Source organism: Streptomyces sp. NPDC093984 (genome assembly GCF_044764595.1).
Taxonomy (GTDB): Bacteria; Actinomycetota; Actinomycetes; order Streptomycetales; family Streptomycetaceae; genus Streptomyces; species Streptomyces cynarae.
Genome location: NZ_JBIWIM010000001.1, coordinates 1,382,308 through 1,404,060, shown reverse-complemented (window position 1 = coordinate 1,404,060; position 21,753 = coordinate 1,382,308). Strand labels below are relative to the sequence as shown.

Annotated in this window: 22 protein-coding genes; 7 read left to right on the top strand and 15 right to left on the bottom strand. The window is 70.1% G+C overall.

The window, feature by feature from the left end:
* Positions 1-27: 27 nt before the first annotated feature.
* From ACIRC0_RS06295 to ACIRC0_RS06285, 3 genes are all read left to right on the top strand, one after another.
* Entirely contained in the window at positions 28-576 is a 549-nt protein-coding gene (locus tag ACIRC0_RS06295) for a DUF1697 domain-containing protein (RefSeq protein WP_403611940.1), read from the top strand.
* Positions 569-943, top strand: coding sequence for a DUF4440 domain-containing protein (locus ACIRC0_RS06290; RefSeq protein ID WP_403611937.1), 375 nt, complete (start codon positions 569-571; stop codon positions 941-943). Before ACIRC0_RS06295 ends, ACIRC0_RS06290 begins: the two co-directional genes overlap by 8 nt.
* Positions 944-1,079: 136 nt before the next feature.
* A complete protein-coding gene (locus ACIRC0_RS06285; protein ID WP_403611934.1) occupies positions 1,080-2,099 on the top strand; it encodes a ketopantoate reductase family protein in 1,020 nt (339 codons plus the stop codon).
* A 26-nt stretch (positions 2,100-2,125) separates the two neighbouring features.
* Here ACIRC0_RS06285 and ACIRC0_RS06280 read toward each other — a convergent pair whose 3' ends face one another.
* From ACIRC0_RS06280 to ACIRC0_RS06265, 4 genes are read right to left on the bottom strand one after another with little or no spacing between them, the layout of a single operon-like run.
* Complete coding sequence (locus ACIRC0_RS06280) at positions 2,126-3,484, bottom strand: GH1 family beta-glucosidase (RefSeq protein WP_403612757.1); 1,359 nt, start codon at positions 3,482-3,484, stop codon at positions 2,126-2,128.
* A gap of 29 nt (positions 3,485-3,513) precedes the next feature.
* Positions 3,514-4,353, bottom strand: coding sequence for a carbohydrate ABC transporter permease (locus ACIRC0_RS06275; protein WP_403612754.1), 840 nt, complete (start codon positions 4,351-4,353; stop codon positions 3,514-3,516).
* 25 nt (positions 4,354-4,378) lie between these two features.
* On the bottom strand, positions 4,379-5,368 hold the full coding sequence (locus ACIRC0_RS06270) for a carbohydrate ABC transporter permease (protein ID WP_403611931.1): 990 nt from the start codon (positions 5,366-5,368) through the stop codon (positions 4,379-4,381).
* Between the two features lie 5 nt (positions 5,369-5,373).
* Positions 5,374-6,690: an ABC transporter substrate-binding protein gene (locus ACIRC0_RS06265; RefSeq protein ID WP_403611928.1), complete on the bottom strand. Its 1,317-nt coding sequence runs from the start codon at positions 6,688-6,690 to the stop codon at positions 5,374-5,376.
* A gap of 158 nt (positions 6,691-6,848) precedes the next feature.
* Between ACIRC0_RS06265 and ACIRC0_RS06260 the strand changes: the two genes are divergently transcribed.
* The 4 genes from ACIRC0_RS06260 to ACIRC0_RS06245 all read left to right on the top strand — a co-directional run bounded on the left by ACIRC0_RS06260 (position 6,849) and on the right by ACIRC0_RS06245 (position 12,223).
* Positions 6,849-8,108 carry an ROK family protein gene (locus tag ACIRC0_RS06260; RefSeq protein WP_403611925.1) on the top strand — a complete coding sequence of 420 codons (1,260 nt, stop codon included), beginning with the start codon at positions 6,849-6,851 and terminating at the stop codon, positions 8,106-8,108.
* A gap of 65 nt (positions 8,109-8,173) precedes the next feature.
* A complete protein-coding gene (locus ACIRC0_RS06255) occupies positions 8,174-8,782 on the top strand; it encodes a TIGR03086 family metal-binding protein (protein WP_403611922.1) in 609 nt (202 codons plus the stop codon).
* A gap of 55 nt (positions 8,783-8,837) precedes the next feature.
* A complete protein-coding gene (locus tag ACIRC0_RS06250; protein WP_403611919.1) occupies positions 8,838-9,455 on the top strand; it encodes a DsbA family protein in 618 nt (205 codons plus the stop codon).
* A gap of 161 nt (positions 9,456-9,616) precedes the next feature.
* Positions 9,617-12,223 (top strand): fibronectin type III domain-containing protein, encoded by a 2,607-nt coding sequence (locus ACIRC0_RS06245; RefSeq protein ID WP_403611916.1) that lies wholly within the window; start codon positions 9,617-9,619, stop codon positions 12,221-12,223.
* 18 nt (positions 12,224-12,241) lie between these two features.
* On the opposite strand, the gene ACIRC0_RS06240 is transcribed toward ACIRC0_RS06245, so the two are convergent.
* The 11 genes from ACIRC0_RS06240 to ACIRC0_RS06190 form a co-directional block, all read right to left on the bottom strand.
* Positions 12,242-12,979 (bottom strand): sirohydrochlorin chelatase, encoded by a 738-nt coding sequence (locus ACIRC0_RS06240; RefSeq protein WP_403611913.1) that lies wholly within the window; start codon positions 12,977-12,979, stop codon positions 12,242-12,244.
* A gap of 8 nt (positions 12,980-12,987) precedes the next feature.
* Positions 12,988-13,878: an ABC transporter permease gene (locus ACIRC0_RS06235; RefSeq protein ID WP_403611910.1), complete on the bottom strand. Its 891-nt coding sequence runs from the start codon at positions 13,876-13,878 to the stop codon at positions 12,988-12,990.
* Positions 13,865-14,644 (bottom strand): ABC transporter ATP-binding protein, encoded by a 780-nt coding sequence (locus ACIRC0_RS06230; RefSeq protein WP_403611907.1) that lies wholly within the window; start codon positions 14,642-14,644, stop codon positions 13,865-13,867. Before ACIRC0_RS06230 ends, ACIRC0_RS06235 begins: the two co-directional genes overlap by 14 nt.
* Before the next feature lie 36 nt (positions 14,645-14,680).
* Positions 14,681-15,793: an ABC transporter substrate-binding protein gene (locus tag ACIRC0_RS06225; protein WP_403611904.1), complete on the bottom strand. Its 1,113-nt coding sequence runs from the start codon at positions 15,791-15,793 to the stop codon at positions 14,681-14,683.
* Positions 15,794-16,027: 234 nt separating this feature from the next.
* Positions 16,028-17,356 carry a sulfate adenylyltransferase subunit 1 gene (locus tag ACIRC0_RS06220; protein ID WP_403611901.1) on the bottom strand — a complete coding sequence of 443 codons (1,329 nt, stop codon included), beginning with the start codon at positions 17,354-17,356 and terminating at the stop codon, positions 16,028-16,030.
* 2 nt (positions 17,357-17,358) lie between these two features.
* Positions 17,359-18,297: a sulfate adenylyltransferase subunit CysD gene (gene cysD, locus ACIRC0_RS06215; protein WP_403611898.1), complete on the bottom strand. Its 939-nt coding sequence runs from the start codon at positions 18,295-18,297 to the stop codon at positions 17,359-17,361.
* On the bottom strand, positions 18,294-18,854 hold the full coding sequence (cysC, locus tag ACIRC0_RS06210) for an adenylyl-sulfate kinase (protein ID WP_403611895.1): 561 nt from the start codon (positions 18,852-18,854) through the stop codon (positions 18,294-18,296). The genes cysD and cysC overlap by 4 nt, the downstream gene beginning before the upstream one ends.
* 2 nt (positions 18,855-18,856) lie before the next feature.
* Positions 18,857-19,567 carry a phosphoadenylyl-sulfate reductase gene (locus ACIRC0_RS06205; RefSeq protein WP_403611893.1) on the bottom strand — a complete coding sequence of 237 codons (711 nt, stop codon included), beginning with the start codon at positions 19,565-19,567 and terminating at the stop codon, positions 18,857-18,859.
* Positions 19,564-19,743, bottom strand: a complete 180-nt coding sequence (locus tag ACIRC0_RS06200; RefSeq protein ID WP_403611890.1) for a hypothetical protein — start codon at positions 19,741-19,743, stop codon at positions 19,564-19,566. Before ACIRC0_RS06200 ends, ACIRC0_RS06205 begins: the two co-directional genes overlap by 4 nt.
* Positions 19,740-21,431, bottom strand: coding sequence for a nitrite/sulfite reductase (locus ACIRC0_RS06195; RefSeq protein WP_403611887.1), 1,692 nt, complete (start codon positions 21,429-21,431; stop codon positions 19,740-19,742). The genes ACIRC0_RS06200 and ACIRC0_RS06195 overlap by 4 nt, the downstream gene beginning before the upstream one ends.
* Positions 21,432-21,555: 124 nt before the next feature.
* On the bottom strand, positions 21,556-21,639 hold the full coding sequence (locus ACIRC0_RS06190; protein ID WP_309486338.1) for a putative leader peptide: 84 nt from the start codon (positions 21,637-21,639) through the stop codon (positions 21,556-21,558).
* Positions 21,640-21,753: the final 114 nt, after the last annotated feature.

The following is a 21,753-nucleotide window of genomic DNA, read 5'->3' as shown; positions in this document are numbered from 1 at the left end:
CCCGGGGATCCGCTCTAGGGTGTCAGCATGACGACGACGTACGCGGCGCTGCTGCGGGGGATCAACGTGGGCGGCAACCGGAAGCTGCCGATGGCGCGGCTGCGGGAGCTGCTGACCGGGCTCGGCCACACCGGGGTGGCCACGTATCTGCAGAGCGGCAACGCGGTCTTCACCGCCGACCACGGTGACGAGGAGTCCCTGGCGTTGGAGCTCGAGGAGGCGATCGAGAAGGACTTCGGCTTCCGGGTCGACGTGCTCGTACGCGACCACGCGTATCTGAAGGCCGTACGCGAGGCCTGCCCGTTCCCGGCCGACGAGCTGGAGGGCAGGCAGCTGCACGTCACGTACTTCTCCGGGCCGGTGGAGGCCGAACGGTTCGCGGAGATCGACCCGGCCGCGTACCTGCCGGAGGAGTTCCGGCTCGGCGACCGCGCGCTCTACCTCCACGTCCCCGACGGCCTCGGCCGCTCCAAGCTCGCCGAACAGCTGTCGAGGCCCCGGCTGAACAAGGGGCTGATCGCCACCACCCGCAACTGGAACACGGTGGTCAAGCTGGAGGAGCTGACCCGTGTCTGAGCACGGCCCGGCCGTCGAGGCGGCGATCGAGCGCGAACTGCGTCTCCTGGACCCGGAGGTCGGCCGCTCACCCGAAGAGGTCGGGGCGCTGTTGCACCCCGACTTCCACGAGTTCGGCGTCTCCGGGCGGCACTGGGACCGGGCCTCCATCATCGAGATGCTGGCCTCGAGGACCGATGCGGGGGCGCGGCCGTCCGTCACCTCCCCCATCAGGGGCGTCCAGCTCGCCCCGGACCTGGTGCACCTCACTTTCGACACGGAGAACGACGGCCGTCACGCGCACCGCAGTTCGCTGTGGCGGCGGACCGAGGACGGCTGGCAGCTGTACTTCCACCAGGGGACGCGGTTCGACCCCGGGACGAAGTGACGCAGAGATCCACGGAGATCCACGGAGATCCACGGATCCACGGAGATCCATCGAGATCCATGGAGACCATGCCCCGGAAGCTCCACCCTCCCCCCAGGGCCAATGGTCAACGAGCTGGTGTGCGAGGCTCGTCGGCATGCGCTACATCATCATCGGAGCGGGGGCCGTCGGCGGAGCGGTCGGGGCGCGGCTCGCCGAGGCCGGTCACGAGGTGGTCCTGGTCGCGCGGGGTGCGCAGTACACGGCGCTGCGCGAGCGCGGACTGCGCTTCCTCGCCCCGGACGGCGAGCACACCCACCGGCTGCCGGTCGTCGACGGGCCTTCGGCGCTGGGCGAGTTGGACACGGACGACGTTCTCGTGCTGGCCGTCAAGACCCAGGACAGCGAGGCCGCGCTGGACACCTGGGGCCCGGCTCCGGTGCGGGGCGGGGGTACGGCCGCCGAGCAGCTCCCGCTGGTGTGCGCGCAGAACGGCGTGGAGAGCCAGCGGCTCGCCCTGCGCCGCTTCCGCCATGTCTACGGCGTCTGCGTGTGGCTCCCGGCCACCTTCGTCGAACCGGGCGTCGTCTCCGCCGCCGGCACCCCGCTCACCGGCATCCTGCACCTCGGCCGGTATCCGCACGGCACCGACGACACCGCCCGCCGGATCGCCGCCGACCTGGAGAAGGCCCGGTTCGAGGCCCCGGTCGTGCCGGACGTGACGCGCTGGCAGTACGCCAAGCTGCTGAGCAACCTCGCCAACGCCGTCGAGGCGGTCAGCGGGCCGCTCACCGGACAGGAGGCGGAGTCGCTGTACGCGAGGGTGCGGGCCGAGGGCGAGTCGGTGCTCGAGGCGGCCGGCATCCCGTACGCGAGCGGCGCGGAGCAGAAGGAGGTGCGCGGCGACAAGGTGCGCCTGGTGCCGCTCGCGGAGGCCCGGCGCGGTGGCGGTTCCTCCTGGCAGTCCCTCACCCGCGGCACCGGCACCATCGAGGCCGACTACCTCAACGGCGAGATCGTCCTCCTGGGCCGGCTGTACGGTGTGCCGACCCCGCTCAACGAGCTGCTGCAACGGCTCGCCACCACGTTCGCGCGGGAGCGCCGGGCGCCCGGATCGCTGCCGGTCGCGGAGCTGGTGCGACTCGCCGACGAGGCCGCGGCGGACGCCGCCGGGTAGGCTGCCGCGTTCCTCCCGCCTCCCGCTCAGGCGGCGCTGCGGCCTCTTTCCGCATGCGCCCGGATGATGTCCGCGTACCGGCGCCCACTGCCCTTCACTGTGCGCTTCTGCGTCCTGTAGTCGACGTGCACCAGCCCGAAGCGCTTGTCGTAGCCGTACGCCCACTCGAAGTTGTCCAGCAGCGACCAGGCGAAGTAACCCCTGAGCGGGGCGCCCTGGCGGACCGCCGACGTGCAGGCCGCGAGGTGCTGCTCCAGGTATTCCGTGCGCTCGGGGTCGTGGATGGTTCCATCGGGGCGTACGACGTCGGGGTAGGCGGAGCCGTTCTCCGTGACATACAGCTTGCGGGCGCCGTAGTCGTGCGTCAGGCGGAGCAGGAGGCGCTCCATGCCCGAGGCGTCGACCTCCCAGTCCATGCCGGTGCGGGGCACGCCGAGGCGGGGAACCGTGCGGACCCGTGGGGCCGGCCCGGTGGGGTCGTCGGCAACGGTGGCCGGCATGTAGTAGTTGAGGCCCAGCCAGTCGAGGGGCTGCGCGATGGTCTCCAGGTCGCCCGGCTGCTCCGGGAGTTCGACGCCGTACACCTCTCGCATGTCGGCCGGGAAGCCGCGGCCGTGCACCGGGTCCAGCCACCAGCGGTTGGTGTGCCCGTCCATGCGGCGGGCGGCGTCGAGGTCCTCCGGCCGGTCGGTGGCGGCGTGGACGGTGGAGAGGTTGTTGACGATGCCCACCTGCGCGCCCGGGGCCGCCGCGCGGATCGCCTGCGCGGCCAGACCATGACCGAGGAGGAGGTGGTAGGAGGCGCGGACGGCGGCTGTGAGGTCGGTCAGTCCGGGGGCCATTTTGCCCTCCAGGTGGCCGATCCACGCGGAGCACAGGGGCTCGTTGAGCGTGGTCCAGTGGTGGACGCGGTCGCCGATACGTTCGGCGACGACCGCCGCGTAGGAGGCGAGGTGGTGGGCCGTGTCGCGGACCGGCCAGCCGCCCCGGTCCTGGAGCACCTGCGGCAGGTCCCAGTGGTACAGGGTGACGGACGGAGTGACGCCCGCCTCCAGCAGGCCGTCGATCAACGCGTCGTAGAAGTCGAGCCCCTTGGCGTTGACCGGACCGTCTCCGCCCGGCACCACGCGCGGCCAGGCGATGGACAGCCGGTAGGCGTTGGTGCCGAGTTGCCGCATGAGGCCGATGTCCTCGCGCCAGCGGTGGTAGTGGTCGCAGGCGACGTCTCCGTGGTCACCGCCAGCGATCTTGCCGGGAGTGTGCGAGAACGTGTCCCAGATCGAGGGGGAGCGGCCGTCCTCGGCGACGGCCCCCTCGATCTGGTAGGCCGACGTGGCCGTCCCCCACAGGAAGTCCTCGGGCAGTGCGGCAAGGTCGATGGTCACGGAGTTCCCTTCGAAGGCGAGAGGGGCGGTCACTTGACGGCTCCCGCGGTGAGCCCGGCGACGAGGTAGCGCTGCAGGAGCAGGAACCCGGCGACCACGGGGACGCTGACGACGAGCGAGGCGGCCATGATCTGGTTCCAGTAGACGTTGTAGAGCGTGGAGTAGCCCTGGAGGCCGACGGCGAGCGTGCGGGTGTTGTCGTTGGTCATCACCGACGCGAACAGCACCTCGCCCCAGGCGGTCATGAAGGCGTAGACGGCGACCGCGACGATGCCGGGGATCGCGGCCGGCACGACGACCCTGAACAGGGCCCCCAGCGGGCCGCAGCCGTCCACCAGCGCCGCCTCGTCCAGTTCTCGCGGCACCGAGTCGAAGTACCCGATCAGCATCCAGATCGAGAACGGCAGCGAGAAGGTGAGATACGTCAGGATGAGCCCGCCGCGCGAGCCGAACAGGGCGATGCCGGTGGCGTTGCCGATGTTGACGTACATCAGGAACAGCGGGAGGAGGAACAGGATGCCGGGGAACATCTGCGTGGACAGCACGGTGACCGTGAAGACGCGCCTGCCCCGGAAGTCGTAGCGGCTGACGGCGTACGCGGAGAACACCGCGACCACCACCGAGCAGACCGTCGCCGCACCCGCCACGATCAGCGAGTTCACGAAGTACCGGGCGAGCGGGATCGTCGTCCAGATGTCGATGTACGGGCGGATGGTCAGGTGGCTCGGCAGCCAGCGGAACTTCCCGGAGACGTCGGCCAGGGGCTTCAGCGAGCTGGAGACCATCGCGTAGACCGGTACCAGGACGAACCCGGTGAGCAGCGTGAGGAAGATCCGCCTGGACCAGAGGAAGGACCGGGGCGGAGCCATGGGCGAGCGGTGCGCCTGCGAGGTGCTAGACATCGGCCGCCTTCCTTCCTCGGGAGGTCAGCAGGAGGTAGACGCCCGTCACCACGAGCAGGAAGAGCAGCAGCAGGACGGACATGGCGGAGCCGGTGCCGAAGTTCCAGGTGACGAAGGACGCCTGGTAGATGTGGACCGAGATGAGGTCCGCGGCCTCGGGGGCGGACTTGCCGAACAGGACGTACGGCGTGTTGAAGTCGTTGAACGTCCACAGGAACAGCACCAGGACCAGGACCTGGTTGACCGGGCGCAGCGACGGCAGGGTGATGCGGCGGATCTGCTGCCACATCCCGGCCCCGTCGAGGGCGGCCGCCTCGTACAGCTCGCCCGGGATGTTCTGCAGGCCGGCCATGACGATGAGGAAGGCGAAGGGCCAGCCCTTCCACACGGACACGGTGAGCAGCGCGACGAAGCTGTTGTCGCCGATGAGCCAGAAGGACGGCTTGCCGGTGAGGTGCAGCTGGTCGTGCAGGACGTGGTTCACCAGGCCGTTGTCGTGCTGGAACATGAACACCCAGGTGATCACGGCCGCGTACACGGGAAGCGCGTACGGCACCAGGAACAGGGCGCGCAGCAGGCCACGGCCGCGGAAGGTGTCCTGCATGCAGATCGCGGCGGCCGTGCCGATCAGCCAGCACAGGCCGACCGACAGGAGGGTGAAGGCGACGGTGACGAGGAAGGAGTGCAGGAGGGCCTCGCCGACCGGGGCGTCGAAGTCCACCGACACCTTGTAGTTGGACAGGCCCGCCCAGGGGGCGGTGCCCCAGTCGCGGATGTAGAACTGCGTGAGCTCCTTGAAGCTCATCACGATGCCGATCACCATCGGCACCAGGTGGACCAGGAGTTCGAGGAGCAGGGCGGGCAGGAGCAGCAGGTACGGCAGTCCGATGCGGCGGATCCTCCCGGGGCGGCGAGGCGTTCGCCTCGCCGCCCCGGAAGGGCTGTTGTGGACGGCGGCCTCTGCGGGAGCAGTGGTCGTCATCGTGCTCACTTCGCCGGCATCTGCTGCTGGGCCTTCTCGAGCTCTGCCTTCACCGAGTCCGTGGTCACCGCGCGTCCGGCGGCCGCGTCGGCGAACAGGTCCTTGACGGCCGTACCGACCGCCGTCTCGAACTGGGACTCGTCGGCCACCTGCGGAAGCGCGACGGCGCTCTTGGCCAGGGTGTCCTTCAGGACCGCGTTCGCCGGAGAGTTGAAGGCGGCGTCCGCCTGGGCGGTCTTCACCGGCGGGATCGAGCTGTACGCGGTGTTGAGGACCTTCTGTTCGGCGTCGCCGGTCATGAACTTCACGAACTTCATGGCGCCGTCGAGGTTGTGGGTGTTCTTGAAGACGGCCAGGTTGATGCCCGCGACCATGGAGTTGACCTGCTTGCCGGTCCCCGGGGCGCCGGACTGCACGGGCACGGGGGCTATGCCGTAAGCGTCCGCGCTCATGCCCTGTGATGCGAGGTTGGCGGACGCGGACTGCCACAGCAGCATCGCGTTCGTGCCCTTGGCGAAGTCGCTCACGGACTGGTTCTGGGCGTACTCGGCGTTGCCCGGTGCGATGATCTTGTCCGTCGCCATCAGGTCGACGTACTGCTTGACCGCGGCGACCACGCCGTCATCGGTGAAGTCGGGCTTGCCGTCCGCGGTGAAGAAGTCCGCGCCGTGCTGCTTGGCGAAGACGAAGGCGTGGTGGATGTTCTCCGAGGGGTTCGAACCCTCGGCGCCCAGGCCCCACTTGCCGCCCTTGGACAGCTTCTTGCCGTCGGCGACGAGCTCGTCCCAGGTGGCCGGCGGCTGGGAGATGCCCGCGTCGGCGAACATCTTCTTGTTGTAGTAGAGGGCGTACGCCATCGAGTACAGCGGCACCGCGGCCGGGTCCTTGCCCGGTGCCCCCGTCGAGCCGAGGGCCGAGTCGACGAAGCGGTCCTTGCCGCCGATCTTGGCGAAGTTCTTGGCGTCCCACGGGAGCAGCGCTCCCGTGGCCTGCAGGGAGGCGCTCCAGGTGTTGCCGATGTTGAGGACGTCGGGACCCTGCCCCGAGGTGGTCGCGGTGAGGATCCGGTTCAGGAGGTCGGACCAGGGGACGACCTCCAACTTCACCTTGATGCCCGTCTGCTTCTCGAACTTGTCGAGTTCGGGCTGGAGGACCTTCTTGTCGACCTCGATGCTGGCGCCCTGGTTGGAGGCCCAGTAGGTGAGCGTCTTCGGTGAGTCGTCGGACCCGCCGCCGCCCGTCGACGAGCCGCCGCCGCATGCGGTCACGGCGGTCAGCAGGGAAACGGTGACCGCACCGGCGGCGGCTCGGATTCTGCGCATGGCTCAGACGTCCCTTTCCGGAGGGAGACCCACGGGCGCGTTCGTCCCGAACGACACCCGGGCTTAATTTAGAGTGTGAGTTAAGACGCGAAGGAAGGTCGCGTCAAGGGATCGCGCGGAGGTATCTTGCAGGTCGGGCAGACTCGGAAGGGACCCACATGGCGGCGCGGAACGGGCGGACAGTGCGCGACCTGCGGCGGGGCAATCGCACCGCCGTACTGCAACGGTTGTATTTCGACGGGCCGATGAGCCGCTTCGAGCTGGGCCCGGCCACCGGACTGAGTTCCGGCTCCATCAGCAACGTGGTCGCGGAACTGGTCGCCGACGGCCTGGTGGAGGAGGCCGGCACCGTCGAGTCCGACGGCGGCCGCCCCCGCACTCTGCTCCGCGTCACCCCCGCCAGCGGCCACATGATCGGCATCGACGTCGGCGAAACCCGCGTACGCGTCGAACTCTTCGACCTCACCCTCACCGAGCTCGCCCGCGCCGAACGGCCCTTGGAGCATCACGGCTACGACGTCGAGATCATCGTCGGCCACATCCGCGACGGCATCGCCGAGGTCCTCGCCGAGACGGACCTCGCCCCCGAGCGGCTTCTGGGCGTCGGCATCGGCGTCCCCGGCATCGTGGCACACACCCCTGAACAGGGGGCCGTGGTCCACGGGCAGACGATCGGCTGGGACGCCGTCCCGCTGGAATCCCTGTTGCGCTCGACGTGCGGACTCCCCGACTCCGTCCCGTACTTCATCGACAACGGCGCCCGGACGCTCGGCCAGGCCGAGATGTGGTTCGGCGCCGGACGGGGCGCCCGCACCGCGGTCGTCGTCCTCTTCGGCTCGGGGGTCGGCGCCTGTCTCGTCACGGAGGAGGTGGAGCAGGGCCGGTCCGTCGAGTGGGGGCATCTGACCGTACGGGTCAGGGGTCGCCGCTGCCGCTGCGGCGCCCTGGGCTGCCTGGACGCGTACGCGGGGGCCGAGGCGCTCATCGACCGCTGGCGGGAGGAGGGCGGACGCCCACCGGAGGACACCGACGAGGAGACCGCACTGACCGCGATGATCGCCGCGGCCTACCCGCCCCAGGGCACCGGCACCGACCCGGTGGCACTCGCCGTCCTGGAGGAGGCCGCCGAGTACGTGGGCGCCGGCCTGTCCGACCTGATCAATCTCTTCCAGCCCGAGCGCATCCTCATCGGGGGCTGGGCAGGGCTTCAGCTCGGCACCCGCCTCCTGCCGGCCGTACGCCGGTACGCCGCCTCGTACGCCCTGCGCCATCCGGCCGAACGCGTCTCCATCGACCTCGGCAAGCTGGGCCCGGACGCGGTCACGGTGGGCGCCGCCATCCTGCCCCTCGCCGACTTCTTCGCGCACGGCGGGCAGCGCGGCACGCACGGTCGCGGACGTCACGGCGAGCGCGCGTGATCCGGTCGAGGGTGCGTGTCGCGTTTGTTCAAGAGGAACGCGGCGGCCGTTCCTAGCGTGGAGGCATGAGCGATGCCTACCACAACGTGCACCCCTACCTGGTCGAATGCGCCGCCGAGGCCGCCCGCGTCGCCCGGGGCGTCCGGGCGGAGCGGCTGTCCGAGCCGACCCACTGCACCGGCTGGGACGTCCGTGCCCTGGTGAACCACTGGGTCCTGTACACCTCGCACGGACTCGAACACCGCGCGCTGCGCAAGCAGCTGCCCGAGGAGCTGACCGCACGCGACTTCACCGCGGACCCCGGCTGGGCGCGCGGCTACGCCGAGCAGCTCGACCGCGCCGTCGCCGCCTGGGACGACCCCGCCGTGTGGGAGGGAGAGGTCGACCTCGGCATGGCGAAGATGCCCGCGGACGAACTGGCGCGGATGCTCGTCAAGGAGCTGGCCGTCCACGGATGGGACGTCGCGACGGCCACCGGCCAGGAGTACCGGATCTCCGAGGGCGCCGCGCGGCTGGTCCTGGACGTCGTCGAGACCCACGGCGACCTCTACCGCCAGTACGACGGTTTCGCCGACCCCGTGCCCGTCCCCGATGACGCGCCCGTCTTCGAGCGCGCGCTGGCGGCGAGCGGACGCGATCCACGGCAGACCCCGGTGGGTGAAGTGGACCACTGAGAAGGCCGGTGATTGGACCAGAGGTCTGCGCCAATCGGCGACTAGCGTCGGCGGCATGCCGAACACCTCTCCCGTCCGCGTCGACGCCTACTTCGACCCCGCCTGCCCCTTCGCCTGGATCACCTCCCGCTGGCTGCTGGAGGTCGAGCGCGAACGCCCGCTCGACCTCCGCTTCCACGTGATGAGCCTGTACCTGCACAACGTGGGCAACGAACTGCCCGACTGGTACCGCACGTTGGTCGACAAGTCGATCGGCCCGGTGCGTGTCGCCGTCGCCGCCGCCGAACGGCACGGCGAGAAGGTGCTGCGTGATCTGTACACCGCGTTCGGGACCCGTATCCACGAGCGCGAGATGGAGGACTTCGACGCGGTGATCACCGAGTCCCTCGCCGAACTCGGACTGCCGGCCGACCTCGCCGCCGCCGCCCACGACCCCGCGTACGACGAGGCCGTACGCCGCAGCCACGACGCCGGCGCCGAGCCCGGCTCGGGCGGCTATGTGGGAACACCCACCGTCCATGTGGACGAAACGGTGTGGTTCGGTCCCGTGCTGCGGGCCGTCCCCCGGGGCACCGCGGCGGCGGAACTCTTCGACGGCTTCCGGGTCCTGGCCACGCACCCGGACTTCTTCGAGCTGAAGAGGACCAGGACCGGAGGGCTGCGCTTCGACTGAGCGTCGCGGGCAGGATGGTCACGAGTGTGACCATCGGTCCGATGAATCGCGCGCTCGAGCGAGGAAGTCACGCCTGTTTTTGTCACGTTGATTGACGATGGTGGACAAGTGCTCCTATCTTTTCCGGCGTTGGGTACAGGCAAAGCCCACGGGAGGGGCACATGCCCACGCACCGAAGAGCCGCCCTCGTCACCCTCGTCTCCGCGCTGCTGGCGCTCGGCGTTCCTGGTGCCGTCGCCCAGGCCCCGGCCGCGACATCGGACCTCTATGTGGCCCCGGCCGGGAACGACCACGCCGACGGCACCGCACGGCACCCGGTCCGCACCCTGGAACGCGCACGCGACCTGGCCCGGGTCCGGGCCGCACACCTGACGGCCGACCTGACGATCCATCTCGCGTCCGGTACCTACCGCCGGACCGACCCCCTGGTGCTGGACGCCCGCGACTCGGGCACGGGCGGCCACAAGGTCATCTGGCAGGGCACGGGCGCCACCGTCATCAGCGGCGGCCGCCAGGTCACCGGCTGGCGTCCGGTCGAGGACCGGCCGGGGCTGTGGTCCGCGCCCGCCCCGCACGGGCTCACCGACACCCGGCAACTGTACGTGGACGGGGTGCGCGCCCAGCGGGCCCGGGGCGCCGTCCCGGTGACCCTGACGCAGACCGCGACCGGCTACACCGCCTCCTCGGACACCGTCGCCCGCTGGAAGCGCCCGTCCGACGCCGAGTTCGTCTACACCAGCGGCGAGGCGCTGTGGAACATCGAGCGCAACGGTCTCGGGCAGTGGACCGAGCCGCGCTGCCGCATCGCCTCCGCCGAGGGCACCACCATCACCATGGCCCAGCCCTGCTGGGACAACTCCAACAAGCGGGTGGAGTTCCCGGACATCCCGGGCCGCACGGTCAGCATGGTCGGACCCGGCCACCTCACCAACAGCGGCAAGGCCACCTACATCGAGAACGCCTTCGAACTCCTCGACCAGCCCGGGGAGTGGTACCTCGACGGGAGTGCGCACCGCGTCTACTACATGCCGCGCAAGGGCGAGAGCCTCGCCCGGGCCGACGTCGAGGCGGCGGCGGCCGAGAAGCTGGTCGACGGCCGGGGCACGGCGAACGCGCCGGTCCACGACATCGCCTTCCGCGGGCTCCAGTTCAGCTACGCGACCTGGCTGACGCCCTCGGGACCGGAGGGCTTCTCCGAGATCCAGGCGGGCTACACCATCACCGGCGACAAGGGCTGGGCCACGCAAGGCCTGTGCCAGTACGTCGAGGGCGGCACGTGCCCCTTCGCCTCCTGGACGAAGATGCCGGGCAACGTGTCGTTCGCCCACGGACAGCGCATCGACTTCTCCGACGACGTCTTCGCCCACCTCGGTGCCTCCGGCCTCGACCTCGGCACGGGTTCGAAGGACTCCACGGTCAGCGGCGGCATCTTCACCGACATCTCCGGCAACGGCCTGGAGATCGGGGGAGTGGACGGGCAGACCCCGGCCTCGGGCGTGCAGGTGACGAACAACCACCTCTACGGCCTCCCCCGCGAGTACCACGGCGGTGTGGCGATCCTCAACGGCTACACCCGGCACAACACCATCGCCCACAACCAGATCGACCACGTCGGTTACAGCGCCGTCTCGATGGGCTGGGGCGGCTGGCCGGACAAGATCGGCGACCCGGCGACACCCAACGCCGCCCATGACAACGAGGTCCGCGACAACCTGATCTTCGACTACATGCAGATGCTCGACGACGGCGGCGGCATCTACACCCAGGGCCTGACCGGCACCTCGATGACCGACGGCGAGAAGGTCACCGGCAACGTCATCCACGACCAGTGGGGCCTCGGCAAGAGCGTCTACACCGACAACGGCTGCACCTACGAGACCGTCGAGGGCAACGTCCTCTACCGCGCCTCCTACGCCAACGTCGCCTCCCGTCACACCGACTACCGCGACGACCTGGGCAACAACGACCCGACCCTCGTCAAGGACAACTGGTGGGAGGAGGGCACCGCCGACAGCGACAACAAGGGCCTGGTGACCGCCGGCAACAAGATCATGACGTCCCTGTCGGACGTGCCCGCGGACATCGTGGCGAACGCGGGCCTCGAACCCGCCCACCGCGCACTGCTCCAGCGGAGGATCGGCGGCCCGTCCGCCCCCGAGGCACCCTCGCGCGTCGGCACGAGCACCGCGGGCCCCGACGCCCTGTACGTCACCTTCAACCCGAGCTTCGTCGAGGGCGGTTCCCCGGTGACGGGTTACACGGCCCGCGCCTTCGACGCCACGGGCAAGCAGGTCGGCGAACAGACGGTGACAGCGGCCGACTTCCGGCGCACCGCGCTCGTACGCCTCGGCGGACTGCCGTCCTCGGGCGGCCCCTTCACGGTGACGGTCACGGCGGCCAACGCGTACGGCAGCAGCGCCCCGTCCCTCGCCTCGCTCCCGCTGACGCCCACGGCCGCGACCACGCCGCCCCCGGCCCCGACGAGCCCCAAGCTGCGCACCCGGTCAACGGCGGCCACCCTCGCCTGGACCCCGCCGACGGCGACGGGCGACGCCAAGGTGATCGGCTACCGGGTGACGGTCTCCGACGGCCGCGACCCGATCGACGTAACCGGCCGGGACGCCCTGGTCACCCAGCCGTCCGCCAAGGGCATGTTCCGCGTGATCGGCGGCCTGAAGCCGGGCACCTCCTACACCGTCACGGTCGCCGCGGTGACGGCGGCGGGCACCGGCCCGTCGGCCACGGTCACGGCCATCACGACCTCGTAGGACGCCGGACCGGAAGCGTCAGGCCCCGAGTGCCGCGGGCGTCGGCACCCGGGCCTGGTCGTAGCGCTCCACCACGGCCCGCGCCACCTCCGGCGCGGGTCCCAGCACCTCGGCCAGGACGTCCGCCCCGGCCGCGCCCCGCGCGATGCGGTCCGGCAGGAATCCGGGCGCCAGCACGTACGGTGCCACGGCCACCCGGGCGCAGCCCAGCGCGCGCAGTTCGCGCACCGCGTCCTCGGTGCGCGGAAGGGATGCGGAGGCGAACGCAGGCCGCACGGCGCACCAACCGGTGTGCCGCCACTCCCGCGCGATGTCAGCGATCACTGCGATCGCCTCCGGGTCGGTGGACCCCGCCGAGGCCAGCACGACCCCGGTCGAGGACTTGTCGGCGGGGGTCAGGCCCGCCTCGTACAAACGTCGTTCGAGGGCCTGTGTCAGCAGTGGCGAGGGCCCGAGCACGTCGGCCTGCCGGATCCGCAGCCGCGGCGGCGCCTCCCGCAGGACCGCGGGGATGTCCGCCTTGGCGTGGAACGCGCGGGTCAGGAGGAGGGGGAGTGCCACCACCTCCCGGACGTCCTGAGCCGCCAGGGACTTGAGCACCCCGTGCACGGACGGGACGTTGAAGTCCAGGAAGCCGGTCTCCACGCGCAGCCCGGGCCGGAGCGACCGCACCCGCCGTACGAGGGCGTGCACGGTCGCGGCGTGCCGCGCATCGCGGCTGCCGTGGGCGATCACGAGGAGGACCGGGTCGTGCATGAGGCGGCTCAGCCCTTCACCAGCAGACCGCGGCTGCGCAGCACCCACCGCTCCAGCGGGCTGAAGATCAGCAGGTCGATGGCGATGCCGACGAACAGAATCAGGATGATGGCCTCGAACACCATGGACATGGAGCTCGCGTTGCGGCCGTTCTCCAGCAGCGCGCCCAGACCGATGCCGAGGTCGGGAGAGGAGGCGATGATCTCCGCCGCCATCAGCGAGCGCCAGGAGAACGCCCAGCCCTGCTTCAGGCCCGCCAGGTAGCCCGGCAGCGCGGCCGGCAGCACGATGTGCCAGGCGCCCCTCAGACCGGTCGCGCCCATCGTGCGGCCCGCGCGCAGGAACAGCGGCGGCACCTGGTCGATGCCGGAGACCAGGCCGTTGGCGATGGAGGGGACCGCGCCGAGCAGGATCACCGCGTACATCATCGAGTTGTTCAGACCCAGCCAGATCACCGCCGGTGGCACCCACGCCACCGACGGCAGCGACTGCAGACCGGACAGGACCGGGCCGATGGCCGCGCGCACGAACTTCACCCGCGCCACCAGCAGTCCCAGTGGGGTGCCGATCGCCAGCGCGAACAGGAAGCCCAGCAGACCGCGCGAGACACTGGTCCAGATGTAGCCGAGCAGCGTGCCCTGCAGCCAGGCGTCCCTGAACTCGCCCGCCACGGCGCCGGGGGAGGGCAGCTTGGTCGGGTCGCCGACGACCTTGAAGGAGATCAGCGCCTGCCACACCACCAGGACCAGCGCGATTCCCACGAGCGGCGGGAGGATCTTGCTGACGAAGGTCTGCCGGAAGGGCGTACGGCCGGTGACCGTGGTCTCCAGCGCGTCGAGACCGGCCTCCACACCGCCCAGTTCGGCGCCTGCCGTCGTCTTGGTCTCAGTGCTGGCCATGGCGGCGGATCTCCCCACGCAGTACTTCGGTGATCTCGAGGGACAGCTCGGCGACGGGCGCGTCCTCGATACGGCGAGGCTGCGGAATGCCGACCGTCCACTCGCGGGCCACGCGCCCCGGGCGGGAGGACAGCAGCACCACGCGCTGCGCGAGCCGCACCGCCTCGCGCACGTTGTGCGTGACGAACAGGACCGACACACCCGTCTCCTGCCAGATACGGGTCAGCTCGTCGTGCAGCAGGTCCCGGGTGATCGCGTCCAGCGCGGCGAACGGCTCGTCCATCAGCAGCAGCCGGCTGTCCTGCGCCAGCGCGCGGGCCATGGCGACCCGCTGGCGCATGCCGCCGGACAGCTCGTGCACCCGCTTGCCGTACGAGCCCTTCAGCCGTACGAGCTCCAGCAGTTCCTCGGCGCGCTCGCGCCGGTCGCTCTTCGGAACGCCCCGGAGCTTCAGGGCGAGTTCGATGTTCTTGCCCGCGGTCAGCCACGGGAACAGCGCGTGCTCCTGGAACATCAGGGCCGGGCGGCCGTCCGTCGTGATGGCACCGCCGGTCGGCTTGTCCAGGCCCGCCACCAGGTTCAGCAGCGTCGACTTGCCGCAACCCGAGGCCCCCAGGAGGGTGACGAACTCGCCCGGCGCGACATCGAGGCTGATGTCGTCCAGCACGAGCTGCTGCCCGCCCGGCACCGGGAAGGACTTCGAGACGTGCTCAAGGCGTGCCGCCTGGTCGACGGACTCGGCGGCCGTGGCGAGGGTCGTGGCCATGGTCGTCACCTCCTGGGAACTCTTCGGCTGCGGGCTTTACTTGACGCCGAGACCGGCGTCGCTGACGGTCGGCTCACCCTCGGCCTTGAGGACCTTGTTCAGGAGGGTGAGGTCGTAGATGCCGTCCAGCTTCGGGTCCTTCAGCAGACCCGCCTTGACCGCGTGCTGCGCCTCGGTGTTCAGGGTGGAGGCCAGCGGGTCGTCCGTGAACTGGATGGACTTCCACGCCGGGTCGAGGACGTTCGCCGGGAGCGCCTTGCCGGAGTCGACCGCCAGCTGCTGGTTCGCCGCCGCCTTCGCCGCGTCCGGGTTCGCCTTGATCCACTTGTTGGTCTCGACGGACGCCTTCAGCACGGCCTCGACGGCCTTCGGGTGCTCCTTGAGAAACTTCTGCGACACGATGATGTTCGTGATCACGAACTTCTTGTCCGGCCACAGCGAGGACTCGTCCAGCAGCACCTTGCCGCCCTCGGCGACCAGCTTGGACGCGGTCGGCTCCGGCACCCAGGCGCCGTCGATGGAACCGGACTTGAAGGCGTCCGGGGTGACCTTGTTGTCGGTGCGGACCACCGACACATCACCCTTGCCGCTCTGCGCGTCGACCTTCCAGCCCTGCTCCGCGATCCAGTTGAGGAACGCCACGTCCTGCGTGTTGCCGAGCTGCGGGGTGGCGATCTTCTTGCCCTTGACGTCCGCCAGAGACTTGATCTTCTTGGGGTCGACCACCAGCTTCACGCCGCCGGACGCCGAACCGCCGATGATGCGCAGGCTCTTGCCGTCGGACTTGGTGTAGCCGTTGATCGCCGGGGAGGGGCCGATCCAGCCGATGTCGATGGAACCGGAGTTCAGCGCCTCGATCTCGGAGGGGCCCGCGTTGAAGATCTGGTACTTGGCCTGGGTGGCGCCGAGCGCCTTCTGGAAGAAGCCCTTCTGGACACCCACGAGCGCGGTGCCGTGGGTGAGGTTGCCGAAGTAGCCGATCTTGACGGAGTCGAGGCCGTCGATCTTCTGGGCGCCGGCGGCGACCTTCTGGTCCGCCGGGGTGCTGGTCGACTTGGAGCCGTAACCGCAGGCGGCGAGCGTGAGGAGCGGGAGAGCGGCGGCCACGGCTATGCCGCGGCGGAGGAGTGTCGAGCGGTTGGCAGGCACGGGAGGGTTTCCTCTCGTTGGCCCGGCGGTCACGGTCTTTCGGGTCGTGGCCGGGAGGTCGGCAAGGGTCTTCGTCGCTTCCGGGACGTCGGGTGGGGGGACGGGGCGCGCAGGCAGTGCGCGTACGTCATCGCGCACATCGCGCCACTCCGCCCTGCCCGCTGCCGAGGGCACCGCTGCCGACACGGCCGCCCTCCTTGGCGAACGTCGAGTAGAAGCACGTGGTGGTCATGATCAGAAGTCCCACCCGTCGTCGTCGGCCTCGTCCTTGACCGGCTCGGGCGCGGCGAACGACTCGCCGACCATGCCCGCGGTCAGCGTGGTGCCGTCGGACGGGTCGATCAGGATGAACGAGCCCGTGCGGCGCGAGTCCGCGTACGCGTCCACCGGCAGCGGCTCGGCGGTACGGATCTTCACGCGGCCGATGTCGTTGGCGACGAGCTGCCCCGGGTGCGGGTGCAGGGACAGGTCGTCGAGCGTGAGCCGGGACGGGATGTCCTTGACGATCGCCTTGACCGTGCGGGTGCCGTGCTTGAGCAGCACCCGGTGGCCGACCGTCAGCGGCAGGTCGGCGACGTGGCAGACGGTCGCCTCGATGTCCTGGGTGGTCGGCGGCGCGTCCTTGCTGGGCACGATCAGGTCGCCGCGCGAGATGTCGATGTCGTCCTCGAGGAGCAGCGTCACCGACTGTGGCGTCCAGGCCACGTCGACCGGCTCGCCCAGCAGGTCGATGCCGGAGACCTTCGTCGTACGGCCGGAGGGCAGGACGGTGACCTGGTCGCCGACCCGGAAGGAGCCGGCCGCGATCTGACCGGCGTAGCCGCGGTAGTCGGGGTGCTCGGTGGTCTGCGGGCGGATCACGTACTGCACGGGCAGCCGCGCGTGGCAGTGCGCCAGGTCGTGGCTGACCGGGACGGTCTCCAGGTGCTCCAGGACGGTCGGGCCGCCGTACCAGTCCATGTGGGCGGACGGCTCCACCACGTTGTCGCCCTCGAGCGCCGAGATCGGGATCGCGGTGACCTCCGGGACGCCCAGCTCGGTCGCGTACGCGGTGAACTCCTCGGCGATCTGCGCGAAGACGGACTCCTGGTAGTCGACCAGGTCCATCTTGTTGACGGCGAGGACCACGTGCGGGACGCGCAGCAGGGCGGCGATCGCGGCGTGGCGGCGGGTCTGCTCGACGACGCCGTTGCGGGCGTCGACCAGGATGACGGTCAGCTCGGCCGTGGAGGCGCCGGTGACCATGTTGCGGGTGTACTGCACATGGCCGGGGGTGTCGGCGAGGATGAACCGGCGGCGGGGCGTGGCGAAGTAGCGGTAGGCCACGTCGATGGTGATGCCCTGCTCGCGTTCGGCGCGCAGACCGTCGGTGAGGAGGGCCAGGTCGGGGCCCTCCTGGCCGCGGCTGGCCGAAGCCCGCTCCACGGCCTCCAGCTGGTCGGTGAGGACCGACTTGGAGTCGTGCAGCAGCCGTCCGACGAGGGTGGACTTGCCGTCGTCGACCGAACCGGCGGTGGCGAACCGCAGGAGGGTGGTGGCGGAGAGTTCCGTGGTCGTGGTCATGGCTAGAAGTACCCCTCGCGCTTGCGGTCCTCCATGGCGGCCTCCGAGAGCTTGTCGTCGGCCCGGGTCGCGCCCCGCTCGGTCAGCCGGGAGGCGGCGATCTCGGTGATGACCTGCTCCAGGGTCACCGCGTCGGAGTCGACGGCACCCGTGCAGGACATGTCGCCGACGGTGCGGTAGCGCACGAGGCGCTTCTCGACCGTCTCGCCGTCCTTGGGGCCGCCCCACTCGCCGGCGGTCAGCCACATGCCGCTGCGCTGGAACACCTCACGCTCGTGCGCGAAGTAGATCTGCGGCAGCTCGATGCCCTCCCGGGCGATGTACTGCCACACGTCCAGCTCGGTCCAGTTCGACAGCGGGAACACACGCACGTGCTCACCGGGCGCGTGCCGCCCGTTGTACAGCTGCCACAGCTCGGGGCGCTGACGGCGCGGGTCCCACTGCGAGAACTCGTCCCGCAGCGAGAAGACGCGCTCCTTGGCGCGCGCCTTCTCCTCGTCACGCCGGCCGCCGCCGAAGACGGCGTCGAACCGCTCGGACTGGATCTTCTCCGTCAGCGGCAGCGTCTGCAGCGGGTTGCGGGTGCCGTCCGGGCGCTCCTTGAGCACACCGCGGTCGATGTAGTCCTGCACAGAGGCGACATGCAGCCGCAGGTTGTGCTTCGCCACCGTGCGGTCGCGGTACTCGATGACCTCGGGGAAGTTGTGCCCGGTGTCCACGTGCAGCAGCGCGAACGGCACCGGCGCGGGCGCGAACGCCTTCAGCGCCAGGTGCAGCATGACGATGGAGTCCTTGCCGCCGGAGAACAAGATCACCGGGTTCTCGAACTCTCCCGCCACCTCGCGGAAGATGTGCACCGCCTCGGACTCGAGGGCGTCCAGGTGGGAGAGGGCGTACGGGCTGCTGTCCGTGCCCTCCTGAATACCGGCCACGGTCGTCATGCCAGTCCCCTTTCGCTGAGCAGCGCGTACACGGACGCCGCGGACTCCTGGACGGTCTGGTGCTGCGACTCGATCCGCAGATCCGGCGACTCGGGCTCCTCGTACGGGTCGTCGACGCCCGTCAGGCCCTTCAGCTCGCCGGCGGCCTGCTTGGCGTACAGGCCCTTCACATCGCGCACCGAGCACACATCGACCGGGGTGGCCACGTGCACCTCCAGGTACGCCGTGCCGCTGCGCTGGTGGCGCTTGCGCACCGCCTCCCGGCTGTCCGCGTACGGCGCGATGACCGGGACGAGGGCCTTGACGCCGTTGCTGGCCAGCAGTTCGGCGACGAAGCCGATGCGCTGCACGTTGGTGTGCCGGTCCTCCCGGCTGAAGCCGAGGCCCGCGGAGAGGAACTCGCGGATCTCGTCGCCGTCGAGCACCTCGACCCGGTGGCCCTCCTCGCGCAGCCGGCCCGCCAGCTCGTGGGCGATGGTGGTCTTGCCCGCGCTCGGCAGACCCGTGAGCCAGACGGTGGCTCCGCTCGTCACGTGTGTCTCCTGAATCTCTGTCATGATCAGCCGTGCAGCCCGCACTCGGTCTTGGCGCGGCCCGCCCAGCGGCCGGCGCGTGCGTCCTCGCCCTGAAGGACCCGGCGGGTGCAGGGCGCGCAGCCGACGGAGGCGTAGCCGTCCATCAGCAGGGGGTTGGTCAGCACGCCGTGCTCGGCGACGTAGGCGTCCACGTCGTCCTGCGTCCAGCGGGCGATCGGCGAGATCTTGACCTTCTGCCGCTTCTCGTCCCAGCCGACGACCGGGGTGTTCGCGCGGGTGGGGGACTCGTCGCGGCGCAGGCCGGTCGCCCAGGCGTCGTAGTCCTTGAGGCCCTCTTCCAGCGGCTGGACCTTGCGCAGCTTGCAGCACAGGTCGGGGTCGCGGTCGTGCAGCTTCGGGCCGTACTCGGCGTCCTGCTCGGCGACCGTCTGGCGCGGGGTGAGCGTGATGACGTTGACGTCCATCACGGCGTCCACCGCGTCGCGGGTGCCGATGGTCTCCGGGAAGTGGTAGCCGGTGTCGAGGAACACCACGTCGACGCCGGGCATCGCGCGGGAGGCGAGGTGGGCGACCACCGCGTCCTCCATGGACGAGGTCACGCAGAAACGCTTGCCGAAGGTGTCGGCCGCCCACTGGAGGATCTCCAGCGCGGAGGCGTCCTCCAGGTCACGACCGGCCTGCTCGGCGAGCGCCTTCAGCTCCTCGGCCGTCCGTTCCGTCTGAGTGGTGCTCATATCTCGTCCCCTCCGCTGTCGGCTCGCTGAAGCCCCCGGGCGAGCAGCCCGAGGAACTTCAACTGGAAGGCTCGATTGCACGCGGCGCATTCCCACGCGCCGTGGCCCGCTTCGCTCGGACGCAGGTCTTCCTCGCCGCAGTAGGGGCAGTAGAAGGGCGCCGCACGCTCGCTCACGACAGCGCCTCCTCGGAAGCACGCGAAACCCAGGTCGCGAACCGCTCGCCGTCCTCACGCTCCGCCTGGTAGCGCCTGAGGACCCGTTCGATGTAGTCCGGCAGCTCCTCCGCGGTGACCTTCAGACCGCGGACCTTGCGGCCGAACCCGGCCTCGAGGCCGAGCGCGCCGCCCAGGTGCACCTGGTAGCCCTCGACCTGCTCGCCCTTGTCGTCGAGGACCAGCTGGCCCTTGAGACCGATGTCCGCGACCTGGATACGGGCGCAGGCGTTCGGGCAGCCGTTGAGGTTGATGGTGATCGGCTGGTCGAAGTCCGGCAGGCGCCGCTCCAGTTCGTCGATGAGCGAGGAACCGCGCTGCTTGGTCTCGACGATGGCGAGCTTGCAGAACTCGATGCCGGTGCAGGCCATCGTGCCGCGCCGGAACGAGGACGGCCTGGCCGTGAGGTCGAGCGCCTCCAGGCCGTCGACCAGGGAGTCGACCTGCCCTTCCTCGACATCGAGGATGATCATCTTCTGCTCGACGGTGGTACGGACCCGGCCGGAGCCGTGCGCCTCCGCGAGGTCGGCGATCTTCGTGAGCGTGGTCCCGTCGACGCGGCCGACGCGCGGGGCGAAACCGACGTAGTAGCGGCCGTCCTTCTGGCGGTGGACGCCGACGTGGTCGCGCCACTGCTGGACGGGCTGCTCGGGAGCGGGACCGTCGACCAGCTTCCGCTTGAGGTACTCGTCCTCAAGGACCTGGCGGAACTTCTCCGCGCCCCAGTCGGCGACGAGGAACTTCAGACGGGCCCGGTTGCGCAGCCGCCGGTAGCCGTAGTCACGGAAGATCGACAGGACGCCCTCGTAGACGTCCGGGACCTCCTCCAGCGGCACCCACGCGCCCAGCCGCACGCCCAGCTTCGGGTTGGTGGAAAGACCGCCGCCGACCCACACGTCGAAGCCCGGCCCGTGCTCGGGGTGCCGTACGCCGACGAACGCCACGTCGTTGATCTCGTGGACCACGTCGAGGAGCGGCGAGCCCGAGATGGCGGTCTTGAACTTGCGGGGGAGGTTCGAATACGCCTTGTTGTTCAGGACGCGGCGCTTCATCTCCTCCAGCGCCGGGGTGGCGTCGATGATCTCGTCCTCGGCGATGCCGGCGACCGGGGAGCCGATCATCACACGGGGAGTGTCACCGCAGGCGGTGACCGTGGACAGGCCGACGGCCTCCAGGCGGTTCCAGATCTCGGGCACGTCCTCGACCTGGATCCAGTGGTACTGGACGTTCTGCCGGTCGGTGATGTCGGCGGTGCCGCGCGCGAACTCCTGCGAGATCTCGCCGATGACGCGCAGCTGCCGGGTGGTGAGCGCCCCGCCGTCGATGCGGACCCGCATCATGAAGTACTTGTCGTCCAGCTCCTCCGGCTCCAGGATCGCGGTCTTGCCGCCGTCGATCCCGGGCCTGCGCTGGGTGTACAGACCCCACCAGCGCATGCGGCCGCGCAGGTCGTTGGGGTCGATGGAGTCGAAGCCCGCCTTGGAGTAGATCGTCTCAATGCGTGTCCGCACATTGAGACCGTCGTCGTCCTTCTTGAACTGTTCGTTGCCGTTGAGCGGGGTGAAGTGACCTGCGGCCCACTGACCCTCGCCACGGTGACGGCTCACCTTGCGGCGGGGCGTGGCGGGATTCTGCGGGGAGGCGGCCATGGTGGGTACGTCCTTCGGGACAGGCAGGAGAGCGGCTCTGACCTGCGCGCGGGGGCAGCACGAGGAGACGTGCGCGTCCTTGCGCGAGGGTGGAAAAGGGAGAAACCGGACTGGCTGGAGGCTGTCAGCTCGCCGGACAGATGGCGCTGGACATGCGGCCGAGATCGACGTGCCGTCGACTCACCAAGGCAATTCCAGTTCCAGACATGACGGAAGCGTGTCATGGCGATCTGGACACAGTCCAGCTTTGTCCATCATGCGGACACCCTTGTCCCACGATATGGGACGAGGGTGGTGTCGGTCACATCAGCCGGACGCGCTC